Annotated in this window: 11 protein-coding genes; 8 read left to right on the top strand and 3 right to left on the bottom strand. The window is 51.4% G+C overall.

Features of this window, described 5'->3' with window-relative positions:
- Window positions 1–86 precede the first annotated feature (86 nt).
- Complete coding sequence (locus PKX57_RS01080; protein WP_472415805.1) at window positions 87–1,376, top strand: NUDIX domain-containing protein; 1,290 nt, start codon at window positions 87–89, stop codon at window positions 1,374–1,376.
- A 26-nt stretch (window positions 1,377–1,402) separates the two neighbouring features.
- Window positions 1,403–2,212 carry an ADP-ribosylglycohydrolase family protein gene (locus PKX57_RS01075; protein WP_472415837.1) on the top strand — a complete coding sequence of 270 codons (810 nt, stop codon included), beginning with the start codon at window positions 1,403–1,405 and terminating at the stop codon, window positions 2,210–2,212.
- Window positions 2,213–2,312: 100 nt separating this feature from the next.
- Here the strand turns inward: PKX57_RS01075 and PKX57_RS01070 are convergent, their stop codons facing one another.
- The 3 genes from PKX57_RS01070 to PKX57_RS01060 form a co-directional block, all read right to left on the bottom strand.
- Window positions 2,313–5,021, bottom strand: a complete 2,709-nt coding sequence (locus PKX57_RS01070) for a diguanylate cyclase (protein ID WP_472415803.1) — start codon at window positions 5,019–5,021, stop codon at window positions 2,313–2,315.
- 226 nt (window positions 5,022–5,247) lie between these two features.
- Entirely contained in the window at window positions 5,248–7,740 is a 2,493-nt protein-coding gene (locus PKX57_RS01065) for an EAL domain-containing protein (RefSeq protein WP_214047987.1), read from the bottom strand.
- A gap of 44 nt (window positions 7,741–7,784) precedes the next feature.
- Window positions 7,785–10,661, bottom strand: a complete 2,877-nt coding sequence (locus PKX57_RS01060; protein WP_472415801.1) for a response regulator — start codon at window positions 10,659–10,661, stop codon at window positions 7,785–7,787.
- A 376-nt stretch (window positions 10,662–11,037) separates the two neighbouring features.
- Here PKX57_RS01060 and PKX57_RS01055 point away from each other — a divergent pair, with 376 nt between their 5' ends.
- The 6 genes from PKX57_RS01055 (at window position 11,038) to folP (ending at window position 18,412) form a co-directional block, all read left to right on the top strand.
- Complete coding sequence (locus PKX57_RS01055) at window positions 11,038–11,943, top strand: helix-turn-helix domain-containing protein (RefSeq protein WP_213920658.1); 906 nt, start codon at window positions 11,038–11,040, stop codon at window positions 11,941–11,943.
- Between the two features lie 205 nt (window positions 11,944–12,148).
- Window positions 12,149–13,162: a 3'-5' exoribonuclease YhaM family protein gene (locus PKX57_RS01050; RefSeq protein ID WP_472415799.1), complete on the top strand. Its 1,014-nt coding sequence runs from the start codon at window positions 12,149–12,151 to the stop codon at window positions 13,160–13,162.
- 132 nt (window positions 13,163–13,294) lie between these two features.
- Window positions 13,295–15,106: a translation elongation factor 4 gene (lepA, locus tag PKX57_RS01045; RefSeq protein WP_213920660.1), complete on the top strand. Its 1,812-nt coding sequence runs from the start codon at window positions 13,295–13,297 to the stop codon at window positions 15,104–15,106.
- Window positions 15,107–15,123: 17 nt separating this feature from the next.
- A complete protein-coding gene (locus PKX57_RS01040) occupies window positions 15,124–15,993 on the top strand; it encodes a deoxyribonuclease IV (protein WP_470745619.1) in 870 nt (289 codons plus the stop codon).
- On the top strand, window positions 15,990–17,570 hold the full coding sequence (locus PKX57_RS01035) for a CTP synthase (RefSeq protein WP_213920662.1): 1,581 nt from the start codon (window positions 15,990–15,992) through the stop codon (window positions 17,568–17,570). The genes PKX57_RS01040 and PKX57_RS01035 overlap by 4 nt, the downstream gene beginning before the upstream one ends.
- A 5-nt stretch (window positions 17,571–17,575) precedes the next feature.
- Complete coding sequence (gene folP / locus PKX57_RS01030) at window positions 17,576–18,412, top strand: dihydropteroate synthase (protein WP_472413839.1); 837 nt, start codon at window positions 17,576–17,578, stop codon at window positions 18,410–18,412.
- The last annotated feature ends 6 nt before the right edge of the window (window positions 18,413–18,418 follow it).

The following is an 18,418-nucleotide window of genomic DNA, read 5'->3' as shown; positions in this document are numbered from 1 at the left end:
AGAGACCCTATAATTCAGCGCGGACAAAGGCGTGATATTATCTTTTTTGTAAAAGGATGCAATCGAGACACTGATTCGAACGTAGTTTGAAGGGAAGGGAAGGAGTGGAGATGCAACAGGATAGATTCTACAGGCTGTCGGGTAACCCCAAGAATATTCATATTTTGCGCAAAATCGTCGATGCCGCCAGGGAAGACGAGAGAATCGTCTCGGTAGTCTCTTACGGTTCATACACGAGAGATGACTTCGACAGGTTCTCCGATATAGAGTTTTACTTTTTCATAAGAGACGATTCGGCGCCCGGTTTCGACGACGAGCTGTGGCTGAGGGAGGTCGCTCCCGTGGAGTTCTATTTTACCAACTCACATGGCGTGAAGACTGCGGTCTTCACCAAGTTCTTCGTCAGAGGGGAGTTCCACTTCCACCCGGAAAGCGAGATCGCCATACTCGATGGCTGGAAGGGAGTTGCACTTCCCGGTGAAGTAGAGAGAACCGTGCTCGTCGATAAATCCGGGGCATTCAGAAAGAAGATCGAGGAGTTTTGCCAGACCAGACCTGTGCTGGATAAAAAGGCCTCGTTCAAGCAGAATTTCCTTGAACTGGCCAACGGAATCATCATGGAGTGGAACGTTCTCAGCAGAAAGGATCTTTTCAGGGCAAGTACGCTACACAGCATGAATCTTCACTATCTCGCCAGACTTTTCTCGCTGGTGCACGGGAAAACTGACCATCTCTATTCGCCGAGGCTTCTCGAGAGATTCATGAGCGAGGGTGAGTACAGGAGCTTCTCCGAATGCTTCGCGGAGCTGGATTTCGACTCGCTGAGATACGCTCTGGAAAAGATGGCGCTGCTCTCGGCAGAACTCTCCCGAAAGAATGGAGACACTGACACAGTCAGAGCCAGGAGAGCGATCCTTGAAAGAGTCGTGGAGAGATCTTACAGGGTGGAAGGTGTAATCACGGACGGAGAGAAGGTGCTTTTTATAAAGCACAGCGGGAACGACGGACGACCCGACGAGTGGCTGCTCCCCGGCGGTGGAAAGGTTGCCGGGGAATCCGACGAGATGGCGGTGAAGAGAGAGGTTCTCGAAGAGACCTGCCTGGCTATCGAGCCTGCGGGCATGATTGCCGAAGTCGAGCTGCCGGAGGATGGACTGTACTACTCGGCGAAGATGTTCCATTTCATGTATGACGGTTCGGATCCATCTCCCGGCTCGGAACCGGAAGACGTGAATGGAAACTACTACACCATCTCCGAGGTTAAGTGGATCGACCTCAGCGATTTATCTTCGATTGCTGACGAATACAGAACCTTCCCCCACATGTCCGAAAGGCTCGAGGCGATAAGAGATCATCTGCTAAAGATGAATCACTGATACAGGAAAGGGGTGGTGTGAAAACTATGCTGGGAGCGATCGTTGGCGATATTGTGGGATCTAGATTCGAGTTCAACAACCACCGCGACAAAGATTTCGAACTGTTTGCAAATGGCTGCTTTGCCACAGACGACAGCGTGATGACTCTAGCGGTCGCAAAGGCGTTAATGGAAACGGAAAAGAACGTCGATACATCGATAAACGACTACAGGCTGGACGGCAATTACCACCGGCTGCTGGGCGAATTGGCGGTCAGATACATGAGGGAAATCGGGCGTAAATACCCCGATTGCGGTTACGGCGGGATGTTCGCCCGCTGGATTTTCAGCGACGACCCGAAGCCGTACAGGAGTTTTGGCAACGGGGCGGCCATGCGTATCGGCCCGGCCGGATTTATCGCTAGAACGGAAACCGAAGCGGTGAAGCTTTCCGAAACGATAACCTCTGTCACGCACAACCACAGAGAAGGTATCAAAGGGGCGGAGGCGACATCGGTCGCCGTCTATCTGGCGCGTCGAGGCTTTTCGAAAGGCGAAATCCGCGACAGGATCTCGAAAAGCTACTACTCCCTCGATTTCACGATCGACGCGATCCGACCGTCGTACAGGTTCAACGAGATCTGCCAGGAGACCGTGCCTCAGGCCATCGAATGTTTTCTTGAATCTGATTCGTTCGAGGATGCAATCCGCACGGCGATATCGCTCGGCGGCGACAGCGATACGATCGCCGCAATAACCGGCGCGATCGCCCAGGCGCACTACGGCGTGCCCGATTATATAGGCGCGAGAGCGCTGACTTACCTGGATGAAGAACTTAGGGCCATATACGATGAATGAGAAGCTTTTTCCCAGGGATGGCGGCCGCGAATAACGTGACGGCCTTCCTCGCTAGACCGTTCTCTTCGTCCAGTCCGTTAGCGGCTGCCGAACAGCAGGCTCAGGCACTCTTGTCCATCGTCTGAACAAACAGACCGGCGAGTTCCGGATCGAATTGCTTTCCGGCGCTATCCTTTATGGCCTTTAGGGCCGCTCTCTTTCTTTCTTCGAAGGGGCCGTCTCCTCTGTTGAGTACGCGATCGTAGGTCTCCGCTATCGATATAATTCTCGCTATCAGCGGAATCTGTTCGCCTTCGAGCCCTCTTGGATAGCCTTTGCCGTCCCACCTTTCGTGGTGGCTGTAGGCATATTCGGCAAGATCCAGCGTTTCATCGAAGAGATTCAAGATGCGGTATCCGACAACTGAATGCTGTTTCACTTTTTCTCGCTCCTCCTCCGTAAAAGCTTTCAGATGATCTTTCGACAGGAGGCTTTCTTTAAGCACGATTTTGCCGATATCGTGCAAATAACCGGCCCGCTTAAGCACGTTGATCTCCGGCTTGGAAAGATTAAGGGCAATTCCGAACTCTCCGCACAACCGGCTTACGGCTAAGGAATGCTGCTTTTCTCTCGGATACTTCGAATGCAAAGTCTCGATGATCGTATCGATGATGTCCCTGTTCGCCGATTTGCGATTGATGGTCTTGTCTCTGTACATCATATTTTCAGCGTTGGCCATCGTCTCTTCCAGAGACTGATAGCTGTTCGTTTTCGTATCTATGCCGAGCGAAACGCTGCATTTTATAGCTTCAATACGGGCGTTCGAGAACCCGGTCTTGATTTGCGAGAGAATTTTTTCGGCGTCCCCCATGTCTGTCTTCGGCAGAAGTATCACGAATTCATCGCCGCCGACACGCGCTATCACGTCGCCCTTTCTGCAGGATTGCCTAAGAATCTCGGCCGACTTCTTTATAAGCTCGTCTCCCGCGGTGTGACCGAACACGTCGTTTGTCATCTTCAGGCCGTTGATATCTGCGAAGACCACCGAGAGCGGCAGATTATCGGGAATATCTATTTTATCGCGGCTGTTCTCGAAACAGCTTCTGTTGTGAAGACCCGTCAGTACGTCGTGGCAGCTCAGATATTCGATTTCCGCCTCTCTTTTTTTGCGGTCGGTGATATCCATAAAAGTGATGACTCCACCGACGACCTCGCCGTTTCTTATTTGAGGATAAGAATGGTACTCCACATCGAAACAAGTGCCGTCGGCTCTCCAGAAGACTTCGTCGTCTGCTTCGAATCCTTTGCCCTGTCTGATCGACATGAAAATCCTGCACTCGTCGATAGGAAAAGGCCTTCCGTCACGATAGCTGTGATGGATCTGCAGATGCATATTCTTCCCCAGCAATTCCGCGGGACTGCTGTATCCAAGCATTCTGACGCTGCTGATATTGCAGAAGGTGCATCTTCCGTCCATATCGATTCCGTAGATCCCTTCGGCAGTGGAATCCAGAATGAGTTGAAGCTGATTTTTATTTTCTTCCAGCGCCACATTTGCGCCGTACAGCTGCTCCGTTCGCTCTTCGACACTCTCTTCCAGATTGTTTATGAGAAACTGCATCTTGTCCGCGACCCTGTTCAGGCTTTCCGATATGCTTCCTATTTCGTCGTTTCTAACAACTTCGGCGCGCCTGGACAAGTCCCCCGAGGACAACGCGGCGGAGACATCGAGAAGATCGTCTATAGGCCTTATGAGTCTGCCGATTACGATGTGATAGGCGATAAGCGATACCACCAGTGCAAACGCCACGAGAAGGGCCGTCAGATAAACGCTTTCAACCACACTGCTCATGTAAAGCCCTTCGGGGATCGCGGATATCAAGATCCAGTCAATGCCCGGCATCTGAATCTCGCGAACATTGACAAACAGCTTCTCCCTCCCGCTGCCGTAGATAAAGATTGAGTCCCCGCTCGTTGCGTATTGAGCGTACTCTTGCTGTATATCACGATCTTCCATTTCACTTATGGTATTTCTTTTCAACGTGCCGTCGGAGAGAACGGAGAAGTTGTCGACCCCCGTCGAGTTGGCGATCAGCGCGCCCGTGTCTTTCTCGAAAAGAATCGCGTAACCGTCATAATTGTTCACGGTATCTCTGAGAAAGGCTCCGACGCTTGAAAGAAGCACGTGCGTTCCCATCACGCCCCGCAGGTTGCCATCGCTATCGTAAATGGGCCACGCTGCAGAAATGGTTAGGTCGCTCATCACAAAATGTTTATAGATGGGTGAGAAGGCTGGGCCTGCAGCTTCCTGCACGGCTTTGTACCACGCGCGTGTCCGCGGATCGAATTTTCCGGCCACTACGACTCGCTCGCCCGCCGTCAAATCATCGTTCACCGAGTAGTACCAGGAGTTGCCCCCGGTAGAGACATCGTTCCTCATTATTTCGATAACGCCCTTCTCGTTCCTGCGGGCTCCGTAGTATTCGCCGTTTTCCGTGCCGTAGCTGAAACTGTATATCTCCTCTTGTTGAGAGCTCAAAACCCCGACGAAGAACTTGTCCCTGGACTCTTCATCGTACAGGTCGAGAATGCCGTTCTCTATGATCTTCCGGTTGGCGTCGTTGATATGGTCAGGCTCGTGCATGAAAGAGACGACTCGATTGTAGATGCCTTCGCCAATAGTCTCCACGATGCTCCCGGCCGTCTTTTCGGCCGAGGACAACCATCCGCTGAAAATCAGGTATCCGATGCCGCCGATAGACAACAGCATCGCCAGTATGAACACGATTCTAATTGCATTTTTAATCGAAAAATCCTTTCTACTATTCATCCCCATCTTCTCTCTTAAACACGGCCCGCGCCCTGTCTCTTGACTGAAAAGAGCGTTGGCGGCCCTTTTTTTGTCTCTTCGCCAGTCAAGCAAAACTATGCCAACGTTGACTACCAGATCTATCTCGACAGACCTTTGAAGGGGTGCGTTATATGATTTTAACCGCGTTCCGGGTTCGAAACGTGGGCAAAGTGTTTGACTGCGATTTTCATAAGGCTCTTAGCGGTCATCGTTGACGATTATACGTCTTGAGGAATTCGATCGCAGCCTCTTCATCCAGAGGTCTGCTGATCAGATACCCCTGTATATTGTCGCACCCGTATTCCGATAAATACTCTCTCTGCTTTTCGTGCTCCACCCCTTCAGCCACGACCAGGTGTCCCAGCTTATGCGCTATCGAGACGATATCGCCGGTGATGGCGTCCTCGGGTTTGAGGTACATCAATCTGGAAATAAAAGATCTGTCGATTTTCAGGCAGTTCACATTCAAGTCCCTCTCCCTGGAAAGAGAGGAGTAGCCCGTACCGAAGTCGTCTATGGCTATATGGATTCCTGCCTTCATAAGCTCACCGAGAACGCGGTTGACTTCTTCGTAATTTGAAGTGAATACCGACTCCGTGATTTCCAGGCTGATACTCTCCGGATTCACTTGCATTTCATCTATCATCTCAAAAAGACTACTGGCGAAATCGTTTCTCAACAGCTGAATTGCCGATACGTTTATCGAAACGGAAATTGTTTCATACCCCCTCTTCTTCAATTTGTCCAGGAAACGAAAGGCCTGGAGCATAATCTTCCGACCGATCGGGATTATGAGCTTTGTTTTCTCGGCGATCGGAATGAACTCCAGAGGCGGTACCGGACCGAGCCCCTCGATATTGAGCCTGGCCAGAGCTTCGTAGCAGCAAATCCTGTTCGATTTTAGATCCAGGATCGGCTGATACTGCAGGAACAGTCCGCCATTACTCTCATCGGCCGCAATTGCGGTAAGTTCGCGGGTAACTTCCTCCTCGCGGGCCGTCTGCATCTCGATCTCCGTGTCGTAGAAGCATATGCCGACGTCCTTGTTGTTGGTATCGATCGCTTTTTCCGATGTGATCAGAAGTCTCCTCATAAGCAGATCCACATCGCATTCATTGTCTCGTTCGATTTCAATGACTCCTATACCGCCGCCGGTCCTCTCCACGGCAAGCAGAGACTCCAGCGCTTTTGAAAGGGTTTCGGAGAATTCCACCAGTTCGTTCCTGTCTTCGTAGCCCCTTATGTAGAAAGTGAATCGATTTTCATGTGTGCTGAAAAGTACGCGCCTCTCTGTGCAATACTGGTTTAGAGTATCTGCGACTTTCTTTATGAGTTCCTGCGTGTAATGAAACCCATAAGTCATAGTTAACGACTGCACGGCGCTCAAATTTACGCTCACGAGCGCTCTTTTCTCGGCCGCAGGCTTCTTCGTGTCGCTCTCGAGAAGGCTTTCCAGATAATTCCGGTTGTACAGGCCCGTCAAGTTATCGTGTTCATTGCTGTATCTGAGATTATTCTCGATTTCCTTCCGGTCGGAGATGTCGAGTATTATTCCCTCGAGAGCCTCCACTCCGCCCAGCTCGTTGTAGATACCCTGCCCAATCTCCAGAATCCATTTCCGCTCCCCTTTCGCCGTCACTATCTGGTATTCATAATTTAAAGTAATTCGCCTTTCGACTGCTCTTCGCCACTCTTCCCAGAGCGATTCGCGAAATTCCGGCGCGACCAGGTCTTTGAAGGCCAGGTCCCTGTTATTGACGAGGTTTTCAGGGCGATAACCGGTCAATTCAAAACAGCCGTCGGAAACGTATTGCATAGTCCATTCTCTGTCATAGTTGCACCTGTACGCCATACCGGGAAGGTGGGAAAGAAGAACGGATTTGCTGCGTTCGCTCTCGAGCAGATCGGCTTCTATCGCTTTACGCTCTGTAATATCCTGAACCAGACATATATGGTTGTATTGATCGTCGTTCAACAAAACGAGCGGAGCCACCGTCATATATACCCATACAACCGAACCATCCGGCTTGATATATCTCTTCTCCATCGAATAACTCTTGACTTCGCCCGACTTCAGTTTCCTGTATTTCTTCAAATCCTCTTCAAGATCATCGGAATGTGTAATCTTCCCCCAGCCCAGCTCTATGAGTTCTTCCTTCGTTCTACCGGTTATTTGCTCGAACATCGGATTGAACCTGGTAACCGCTTTACTCACGGAATCTAGCGGTTGATCGCTGTGCGAAATAGCTATGCCTATTGGTGCCTGTTGGAAAACCGTATCAAACGTTATCACCTGTTCATTCAGTTTCTGCTCGAGCAGTCGCTGGACATGAAGCAACTCGATGTGGATTTCGATTCTGGCCTTTAGGGAATGCATGTTGATAGGCTTTCTTATATAGTCCACAGCACCGAGTTTCAGGCCTTTTATTTCGTTGTCCAGTTCATCGTAGTTAGTCAGAATGATCGCACGCAGCCTCTTGTACCTATCGTCTGACTTCAGTTCGTTCAGAACCTCGAACCCATCCATGCCGGGCATGTTCAAATCGAGTATGATCAGGTCGATATCCTCATTTTCGTTAATCTGCCTCATGGCTTCAACACCGTCGCAGGCGGTGAGGACGCTGTACTCACGCAGCATCTTTTCGATGATGAATCGGTCTGAAGCAGAATCGTCGACAACCAGTATTTTCGCAGACATCGTTCATTCCCCCTCGCTATAAGAAACAAATGCCGAAACATATCTCAATTTTGAAACCGGCCGATCTCTTCCAGAAGCTTTCCGAGCAAGGAGACGAATCTCTCCTTAAGAGGCGGTATCTCCTCTTCCGAACTGTCGCTCAAAGCCTTTTGCAGTTCCACCGAAACTTCGTACAGAGCCCTCGCGCCGATACTGCCGGAGCTGCTCTTGACCTTATGGACGATCTGTACGGCATCCGGATATCTCCTCTCTTCGATAGCCTTACAGAGCGTATCCGGCGTGTCCCGGTTCTCCCGGTGATACGCGTCCAATACCTGGCGGTACACTTCCAGATCGCCGCCCATGTTTTTCAGTCCGGCCGATCGATCCAGAACGGTCGGCTCCTGAACACTCTTTTCCTCGCTCTTCTGGATGATTTCCCTGACGGTCTGGATAAAGCGATCCGGATCGAAGGGCTTGCTTATATAGTGGTAAATTCCACTCTGCTCGCATTTTTCCCGAACTCCAAGAATGACATCCGCGGTCATCGCCACTATGGGTACATCGGCCGATATCTTTCTGATTTCCCGCGCCGCTTCATAGCCGTTCATAACGGGCATATGCAAATCCATCAAAATCAAGTCGATGCTATTCCTGTGTTGCCTGTAAAGCTCAACAGCGGCCCTGCCGTCGCCCACCAGGATAGATTCGATGCCCACCTGTTCGAGGATGGATTTCGCAATCAACTGATTGGTCTTGTTATCTTCGGCCAGAAGCACTCGGTGGGATCCGTCGAGTCTTGCGGGGCCGGCTTTCTTCTCCAACGGTTGAGAGGCCGACACCGCCTTCAAATTGAAAATGTCGAGAATCCCGTTCAACAGAATCGAAGGGATTATTGGCTTGCCGATGCCCATGTCGATTCCATAGTCGTCGAGCCTGTCGAAGAGATCCTCCCTCATCATCGGCAAAAGCACGATGAGCTTCGGCATTCTGGCGATCCTCGGGTTTTTGCGTATCGACTCTATGAATTCGAAGCCGCCTCCGGCAGGTGTGTCGTAGTCGATGATGAACAGATCGAAGGGCTTGGCGAATTTGCCATCGGCTGCTTCAAGCATGCTCAACGCGCTCGCCTGGGAACTGGTGAGCTCGCAATGCATTCCGAAGGCGCCGAGATAGCTCTCCAGAAGGTTCATGCTCGCCCCCGTCCTTTCCAGGACAAGCGTCCTGACGTTCTTGAAATGAGTCGCCGAGAAGGTTTTTGCGTAAAGCTCCTCTTTCTCTTTGTCGATACTCAGAGAAAGCTGGATTATGAACGTGGAGCCTTCCCCGGGGGTGCTGAAGAGCTGTATATTTCCCCCCATCATATCCAGGAGGTTCTTGACGATAGACAGCCCCAATCCGGAACCTCCGAAGCGCCGGTTGATACTGCTGTCTCCCTGCGTAAAAGGTACGAAGAGCTTTTTCACCTGCTCTTCGGTCATGCCGATGCCGGTGTCTTTTATCGAAAAGGAGAGATGGTATTTTTCCTTTTCCCTGGCCACGAGCCTCACGTCCAGCGAGACTTCGCCGGATGCGGTGAATTTCGCGGCGTTGTTGAGGATGTTGAGGAGGATCTGCTCGATTCGCTTCTGGTCGCCGAAGAACCAATTTGGAACGAGGGGATCTTTCGAAAGCCTGAAGCCGATCCCCTGCTCTTCGATCTTGTAAGACACTATGTTCACGACGTCCTGAATGACCTGGTCCATGCTGAAAGAAGCGATCTCCAGCTCCACCTTGCCGGCTTCGATCTTAGAGTAATCCAGGATATCGTTGATTATGCTCAGCATATTGTTCGATGCCTGAGTGATTCGATCGACATACATGGTCTGCGTCAGGGAGATATTGGTCTTTTTCAGCAGGTAAGCCATTCCCGTAATGGCGTTGAGCGGTGTCCGGATTTCGTGGGACATTCTCGCCATGAAGCTGGACTTGAATTCGTTCGCATCTTCGGCTTCTCGTTTTGCCTTTTCCAGATCTATCTGAATGAGTTCGCGCTTCTTAATTTCATTTTTCAATCGAATGATCCAGTAAAACGAAACCACCATCACGACTGCAGCCAGTACCGCAAAGATCGCTATAACCCGGATGATCGGTCCGTAGTCGGTCTCCGATCCTAGATCGATCCACTTGTTGTTGATGGCGATCTTCTCTTCTTCCGTGATCGTATTCAACGCTTTGTTGAAGATGCTCACAAGAAGGGGCCAGTCTTTGCGAACGGCAAAGTTCAAAGTCAGCTGTCTATCGGCTTCGAATGCGGTGAACCGTAAGTTCGTCAATCCGTTGGCCCGTATAAGATAATTAGTGGTGGCGAGGTTCCCGACGAAAGCCCTTTCCGTGCCGTTGGCGACTGCCGTGATCGCCGCTTCCACAGAGTCGTAGAGACTCAGATTGATTTTTGGATAATACAGCAGGTAACTGTGATGGGAGCTGTTCCTCTGCACGGCCACCGTCAACCCTTCAAGATCTTCAATTCCCGAGATTGCCGTATCGGTGTCCCTGGTCACGATTACCCTCTTGAAGTAGTAATACGGTTCGGAGAAAAGAAAATGCAGTTCTCTTTCATCGGTCCTGGATATCGCCGGCAGAGCGTCCACCTCTCCCGCCAGGGCCATATCGTAGGCCTCCGGCCAGGTCAAACCCTGAACAACCTCGAACCGCAAGCCGGTTTTCTCGCCGATCAGCTGCAACAAATCGGCAGCAATTCCCTTGTACTTTCCGTCCTTGTCTATGAATTCGAACGGAACGAACGCAGGATCGACGCCGAGTCGAATGACAGGATGTTCGTTGATGAAGGCAATTTCATCCTCCGTCCAGGTGATGCTCTTGTCTATCGCATAACAGGAGCCTGTAATCATTAGAGCCGTACCGACAAAAACGATCAAAAAGGCCAAGAGCTTTCTCATGAGCGCTCACCTTCATAATATCGACTTTCAGTCTCGACTCCTAGCTATCTATTTCCGGGTGTGCCCCGGAAAGGGACACCAAAAAGCCGAAAGGAAGCCTAAAAAGATGTTACCATAAAAAATGGAGAAAAAGGAAATTATTAAGGGGAATTTAATATAGAGAACTGTTAAAAAACAGTGTGAACGTTACGAGAAAAGCGGAACAGAGATCCAATCGAATGAGTACCTGAGGAGACTAACAAAAGTGAATCACCGTAAACGTATCATAATAACCTTATACATGAAATATGCTTATACAATGAGGTTAGCTTAAAGTGCAACTCAGATCAAGAAATTGCCTCTCTTTTACTGTATATTTTTCCCGGGAGGGATCGCTGTGTATGAATGGCATGAGAACGTTCAGCAGATCATAGAACTCATCGAGCGGAATCTCGATGATAGTCCTTCTCTTTCCGAAGTGGGCGAGAGTCTTTTCTATTCGCCTTTTTACTGCACAAAGAAGTTTCACGCCCTGACCGGGATGCGACTGAGGGATTACATCAGGCTTCGAAAGATCTGCAAGGCAGCGCTGGAGTTGCGCGATACCGAGAAATCAATCGCCGAGATAGCTCTTGATAGAGGCTTCTCCTCGCAAGCAGCTTTCAGTAGATCGTTCAAGAAGGCTTACTCGGTTTCGCCGAAGGAGTACAGATCCTCTCCAAGACCGATCCCCCTTCTGCTGAAAAGGATTGTCTATGATCCCTGTGTTCTAGGTATCAAAAGGAGGTGCAACTTGAGCGAGAAAGAACTCGAAAAGATCGAAGTGAAGTTCGAGAAACTGCACGCACACAGGTTTATCGGGATCAGAAACGTTGACGCAAAGGGATATTTCCACTTCTGGGAGCTTCAGGAAAGCATTCCCGGTCAGGACTGTCACACCGTGACAGGTCTGCTGGAGAGCATCCCGAGCCTTCATGGCCAGATCGGCGGCTGGTATTTTGAAGGCGGTAAGCGTGGCTACCTGTATGGGATCGAAGTGCCTATCGATTACAGCGGAGAAGTACCTGAAGGTATGGAGTGCACTACTATTCAAGAGAGCGAATACATCGTCTTTTATTACCCGCCATATGTATTTGAAGAGAACAACGATGCCGTCATGTCGACCGTGAACGATCTTGCATGGAGCTGGAATCCGTCAGATTCCGGCTACGAATGGAACATTGAAAATCCGATCTACCAGAGAAGCGATCCGGAAAAATATGGCTATGCCGTCTGCCGTCCCGTGAGACCTTTGAAAAAGTAGAAATAGTGAAATAGAAGTAGTAATGAAAGCCCCTGATTCCAGGGGTTTTCTGATTCTTACACTTATTTCGTTCGCGATGATAGGTAATTTCCTCCATTCGCCCTTCTCTGAAGAAGGGTTTGTGAACATAAGTCCCATCGTTCGCAGTCTATTATTGGTAAAGACTTAACAGAAACCCGGAGTGGCCGAAAGGAGAGAAAGCAAAATGATAAGGGGAAAGCAGGACGATTATCCTACACTGTCGGAGATACTCCAGTCTTACAACGTGCTCCAGAACAAGGTTGAGAATTTTATCAACATGAGGCCGGGCTTTTTCTTCGTGTTTTCGGCCGAAAGGATCGAAGGGAGTCGCGGCCCGTACTACGCCTGCACCGTTGGCGATTCGAAGAGCAGAGTCGAGTCCAAGGCATGGATAGGCGACTCTGGAGTTATAGAGCCGCGTGCAGGCCATATAGCGCTGGCCGATTATATGCGCGACGAGAAGTACGGGCTGAGTATAAAGGTGAAGAGGAATTTCACACTCGATGAGATGGAAGCTTACAGCGCCGGCTCTACCACCCAGCTCATACCTGTCGTTCGCGATATCGCCGCTCTCAGATCCGAGATACAACGGCTGATCGAGAGCGTGAAGAACGGGTTTTTGAGAGAATTGCTTGAGGGATTGCTGGGCGAGAATGGTTCCTGCCGCGAGTTTTTCGACTCCCCGGCAGCCAAGACTTATCACCACGCCCTTATAGGAGGCCTCGCCGGTCACAGTTTCCAGGTGGCCAGGTATGCGCTGGGCATATACGACCTTTCGCCTTCGCGAGAGAGTATCGACAGGGATATGCTGGTGACGGCGGCGCTTCTGCACGATATAGGAAAGGTGAAAACCTATTCGACCGACGATTACGCCTTCGAATACACCGATCGCGGTCAGCTCGAGGACCACATAGCGATAGGAGTGAGGATCCTCGAAAGGGAGATCGTGAAGATCGACGGCTTCCCCGAGACTCTGGCCAGCGAGCTGATCCATGCGGTTATAAGCCACCACGGGGAGTTGCAATACGGCTCTCCCGTGACACCGAAGACTAGGGAGGCCTTCATTCTGTCGCTGTGCGACAACCTGGACGCGTGGCTGGACCATTTCGAGTCCCAGGCCGCCGCGACGCCGGAAGACTCTTCCTGGACCGAGTATTCGCGAATGTTCCAGAGCAGACTCTACAGAGGAAACCACTGAGATAACGTCTTGAGCTTTATCCTGACGTCCGACGGTTCTTTTTCTACACATATTACTACATTTTCGCGGGAGGTTAAAACTACCGCGGTCATCGCATGTTACAATTCTTCTTGATCGGCGGGAGGGAATTTCATGTTTGGTAGAGATCTGATAAGAAATATATCGATTATCGCCCATATCGACCACGGAAAGACTACGCTGGTCGATCGTTTTCTGGATATAACCGGCACTATCGAACACCGGCGCATGAAGGACCAGTTCATGGATTCGATGGACATCGAGCGCGAGAGGGGAATAACGATTAAGTCCAAACCCGTGAAGCTGAATTACACGGCCCGGAACGGCAAGACTTACGAGATAAACATAATAGACACGCCCGGCCACGTCGATTTCAATTACGAGGTTTCGAGGAGTCTGGCCGCCTGCGAGGGGGCGATTCTTCTTGTGGACGCCTCGCAAGGTGTTGAAGCCCAGACGGTGGGAAACACTTATCTGGCCATAGAGAACGACCTCGAGCTGATACCGGTTCTGAACAAAATTGATATTCCGAACGCAAATATCGAGGAGACGCTGGCCGAGATAGTCGATTTGATCGGCTATAAAGCCGAGGAATGTCTGCTGGCGAGCGCCAAAACGGGAGAGGGCGTCGTGGAGATACTCGAGGCAGTGGTCGAGCGCGTCCCGCCGCCGTCGGGTAATACTTCAGCTCCGCTCAAGGCGCTGATCTTCGACGCGATTTACGACAAGTACAGGGGTGTGGTTGTTCACGTCAGAGTTTTCGAAGGTTCGGTCAGGGCAGGCGACAGAATCATGATGATGTCCTCCCGTGAAATCTTCGAGGTTATAGAGGTTGGTTACTTCCTTCCGCAGATGGTCCCAACAGATTCTATCGACGCCGGAGAGGTCGGTTACATCATAGCCGTTATCAAAGAAGTGGCAAGCGCCAAAATCGGCGATACGATCACAGGCGCCACCAGCTCCACTCCCGAGGCCCTTCCCGGTTACAAAGTCGCCAAGCCCATGGTTTATGCCGGCATGTTTCCCGGCATGCCCGAGTACTACGAAGAGCTGCGAAAGGCTCTCGACAAGTTCAAGCTGAACGATGCAGCCCTGGTCTTCGAGCCGGAAAACTCCCCGGCGCTGGGCTTTGGCTTCAGAGTCGGCTTCCTCGGCTTGCTCCATATGGATGTGGTGAGGGAGAGACTCGAGAGGGAGTTCGATATCACCTGTATACTGACGGCGCCGAACGTAGTTTACAGGGTAACCATGAGCGACGGAACCGTTCAAGAGATTACCAACCCGGCAAGTTTTCCCGAACCGGGAGAGTTCGCAAAGGTCGAAGAGCCCTTCGTGGAGCTTTCTATAATCACTCCATCCGATTACATGGGCAACCTCATCGGTTTCATTACGACCGAAAAGAGGGGCGAGTTCAAGGCCGTCGAGAACGCCGGCAAAAACAGGGTGGTCATGAAGTTCGTGACGCCCCTCTCGGAGATAATGTTCGACTTCTTCGACAGGATGAAGGCGCTCTCAAGAGGATACGCCTCGATGGATTACGATATCATCGGCTACAGAGAATCGAACCTGGTCAAGGTGACCATACTCGTCAACAAGGACACCGTGGATTCCCTGTCGTTCATAGTTCATGTAGACAAGGAGTACGCGGTGGCCAAGAAGGTTGTGGACAAGCTGAGCGAACTAATACCCCAGCATCAGTTCCAGATACCGATACAGGCCAGGGCCCGTGGCAGGATAATCGCCCGGAGCGATATAAAGGCCCTCAGGAAGGACGTTCTGGCCAAGTGCTACGGCGGGGACGTTACCAGGAAGATGAAGCTGCTGGAGAAACAAAAAGAGGGAAAGAAGAGAATGAGAGAGATAGGTCAGGTAACTATTCCTCAGAACGCCTTCCTCGCTATCTTGCGGATCGGCGATGAAGAATGAGAGCGCGAGGTGATTCCGTGATAAAGCTGGGCGCGCATATGTCGACTTCGAAGGGCTTCGATAAAGTCCCCGGAGATACGTCGAAAATGGGCGGAAACACTTTCCAGATCTTCCCGCACAGTCCCAGGATGTGGAGAGCCTCGCTTCCCGAGGATAAGATCGCCCGGGCTTTCAAGGACGAGATGAAAGCCAAAGGCATCGACCCTTACTCTTGCATGGTCCACTCGGGTTATCTTATAAACCTGGCTTCCTCCAGCGAGGAGGTATGGGATAAGTCTGTGACGCTGCTCTCGATCGAGATGAAGATCACGGCCGCTCTGGGGCTGAAGTATTTGAACTTCCATCCGGGGAGCCATCTGGGGGACGGTCTCCAGACCGGCATAGACAGGATAGTGAGGGGAATCGATATAGTTCTGGGCGAAAATCAGGACAACGACGTGATGCTTCTTCTGGAGAACGTCGCCGCCAAGGGCAACCATATAGGCAGTAGTTTCGAAGAGTTGAAGAGTATTATAGACGGGTCGTCCGGGCCTTCGAGGATAGGCATAACCTACGATACCTGTCACGGTTTCGATTCCGGCTTCGATATCAGGACTATCGACGGGACGAAGTTTCTGATAGAGAGCATCGACTCCACGGTCGGATATGAGAAGTTGAAGATGGTACACCTCAACGACAGTAAATTTCCCCTGGGCGCCGGCAAGGACAGACACGAAGTCATAGGCAAGGGTTATATAGGCATGGACGGGGGATTCAGGGAGTTCCTCTCCTGCGAAGAGATACAGCAGAAGCCCTGGCTTCTGGAGACCCCGGGCGAAGACGCCGACCACGCAGAAGAGATCAAGTATATAAGAGAACTATTGAATAATCGGGAGAACATTCTATGAAGAAGAAGTACGTGGTAGTAACGGGAGGAGTGCTCAGCGGAATCGGAAAGGGAATACTTTCGGCCTCCATAGCCCGTGTTATGAAGGAGTGCGGGGTGGAGGTCAACACCCTGAAGATAGACCCATACCTCAATATAGATGCCGGCACGATGAATCCCAACCAGCACGGGGAGGTTTTCGTAACGGAGGACGGCTACGAAGCCGATCTAGACCTCGGCCATTACGAGAGGTTCCTTGGAAAGGATATGCGACGCGAGAACAATATGACGGCCGGCCAGATCTTCAAAGCCATCATAGACAAGGAGAGGGAAGGGAGCTTCCTGGGGGCGACCGTCCAGATGGTGCCGCACGTGACCGAGGAGATAAAAGGCAGGATAAGAAGGATTCCGGGCGAGTTGATCATGATAGAGATCGGCGGAACTGTGGGCGACATCGAGGGCGAGATCTTTCTCGAAGCCATCAGGGAGCTCTCGGTAGAGGAGGGTTCCGAGAACTTTCTCTTCGTCCACGTGACCTACGTACCCTACCTCAGGGTCACGAGCGAGTTCAAGACCAAACCCACTCAGCAGTCGGTGCAGCTCTTGAGGAGGATAGGCATTCAGCCGCAGATGATCGCCGTGAGATCCGAGGAACCGGTTGAGGAGAACGAGCTTAGAAAGATCGCCCTCTTCGGCGGCGTCGAAAGGGAGATGGTCTTCAATCTGCCCGACTCTAAGAACGTTTACGATGTCCCCTCGATCGTTTACTCTTACGGCATTCACAGAAAGATAGCCACCAGGCTCAACCTCGAGATAATGGAGAGGTTTGAATGGGACTACCCTAGAAACTTCATCCCTTCGAAGATCGCCATAATCGGCAAATATCTGGGAACGGACGACGCCTACAAGAGCATATCCGAGAGTATTTGCCTGTGTGGCGCCAGCAAGCCGGAAGTCCTCGATTCCCAGGTCTTCGAGGATATGACGCAGGAGCAGATCAAAAACACCCTGGCCGAATACGAGGGCCTGATAATTCCCGGCGGTTTCGGAAAGAGGGGCATAGAGGGAAAGATAGCCGTGATAAGGTACGCGCGCGAGAACAACGTACCCATTCTGGGTATCTGTCTGGGTATGCAGCTAATGGTTATAGAGTACGCCAGAAATGTGGCCGGCCTTGAAGGCGCTAACTCCACCGAATTCGATCCGGCGACGCCCTATCCGGTGATCGATATAATGGAGGAACAGAAGAAGATACTCAAACTCGGCGGGACCATGAGACTGGGCGCACAGGAGACTCCAATAAAGGTGGGTACGCTTCTCATGGAGGCTTACGGGGCCAGTCCGGTTCACGAGAGGCACAGGCACAGGTACGAAGTCAACTACGAGGACTTCCGGGACCTCTTCAGCGAGCCGGACGAGAACCTTTCCGGCAGGTTGGTGATCTCGTCCAAGGCCGCTTTCGTGGAGGCCATCGAGTTGCCAGGCAGGGATTTCTTCCTCGGGATTCAGTACCACCCGGAGTTCGGCTCGAAAGTGGGCCGCCCCAGTCCGCTGTTCAGACTCTTCGTGGAAAGAGTCAGGGGGCGAAAAAAAGATTGACGAGAATGGATTTCAGAAACGGGAGATCGCTCGATCTCTCCTCACCCGTGATAATGGGTATAATCAACACCACACCCGATTCCTTCTACCCCGGGAGCCGGGTCCCCGATCCACGGACCGCCGTGGAAAGGGCGATGGAGATGCTCGATAGCGGCGCTTCTATAATCGATATAGGCGGTGAATCTTCCCGACCCGGGGCCGGAGCCATCGACTGGCAGGAGGAAGTACGCCGGGTCGTTCCTGTCGTCAGGGGTATCAGGGAGCGAAGACCGGAGGCGATCATCTCGGTCGATACATACAACTGCAACACGGCTTTGCAGGCGCTCTCGGAGGGAGCCGACATCGTCAACGACATAACAGGTTTGGTCGATCCCGCTATGATAGAGGTCGTGGCGAAGAACGGAGCCGCGGTCGTAATAATGCACATGAAGGGCACTCCCTCGACCATGAGCCGGCTCACCGATTACTCCGATGTAGTATCTCAGGTTAAGGAGCAACTGCTTGAACGTTGCGAAAAGGCCGTGGCAGGAGGGGTGAGAAAGGACGGGATAATTCTCGACCCCGGCATTGGTTTCGCCAAGAACGCCCTTCAGAGCCTGGAGATTCTCAAGAATATCACCGACTTCACCTGCCTTAAGTACCCGGTGCTGGTGGGCCATTCTAGAAAGAGCTTCATGGGATACGTCTCCGGTCTGCCCGTCGAGAATAGACTCGAGGAAACTCTCGCCGTCTCCACGTACCTCTATCTGAAGGGAGTGAAGATATTGAGAGTACACGACGTTGAAGAGCACCGAAGAATCTTTGATATACTGAAGTTGATGGACAAATCCACTGAGCAGTGAATGGGG

It is taken from the genome of Mesotoga sp. (genome assembly GCF_035363035.1).
Taxonomy (GTDB): domain Bacteria; phylum Thermotogota; class Thermotogae; order Petrotogales; family Kosmotogaceae; genus Mesotoga.
The sequence above is the reverse complement of the archived record's forward strand: the minus strand, read 5'-3'. Positions and strand labels throughout refer to the sequence as shown.

Bases quoted from the DNA above. Each gene is read 5' to 3' on its own strand.
- PKX57_RS01050 (WP_472415799.1), top strand. From the start codon at position 12,149: ATGATAAGGGGAAAGCAGGACGATTATCCTACACTGTCGGAGATACTC.
- folP (WP_472413839.1), top strand. From the start codon at position 17,576: ATGGATTTCAGAAACGGGAGATCGCTCGATCTCTCCTCACCCGTGATA.
- PKX57_RS01035 (WP_213920662.1), top strand. From the start codon at position 15,990: ATGAAGAAGAAGTACGTGGTAGTAACGGGAGGAGTGCTCAGCGGAATC.
- PKX57_RS01070 (WP_472415803.1), bottom strand. From the start codon at position 5,021: ATGAATAGTAGAAAGGATTTTTCGATTAAAAATGCAATTAGAATCGTG.
- PKX57_RS01060 (WP_472415801.1), bottom strand. From the start codon at position 10,661: ATGAGAAAGCTCTTGGCCTTTTTGATCGTTTTTGTCGGTACGGCTCTA.
- PKX57_RS01075 (WP_472415837.1), top strand. From the start codon at position 1,403: ATGCTGGGAGCGATCGTTGGCGATATTGTGGGATCTAGATTCGAGTTC.
- lepA (WP_213920660.1), top strand. From the start codon at position 13,295: ATGTTTGGTAGAGATCTGATAAGAAATATATCGATTATCGCCCATATC.
- PKX57_RS01065 (WP_214047987.1), bottom strand. From the start codon at position 7,740: ATGTCTGCGAAAATACTGGTTGTCGACGATTCTGCTTCAGACCGATTC.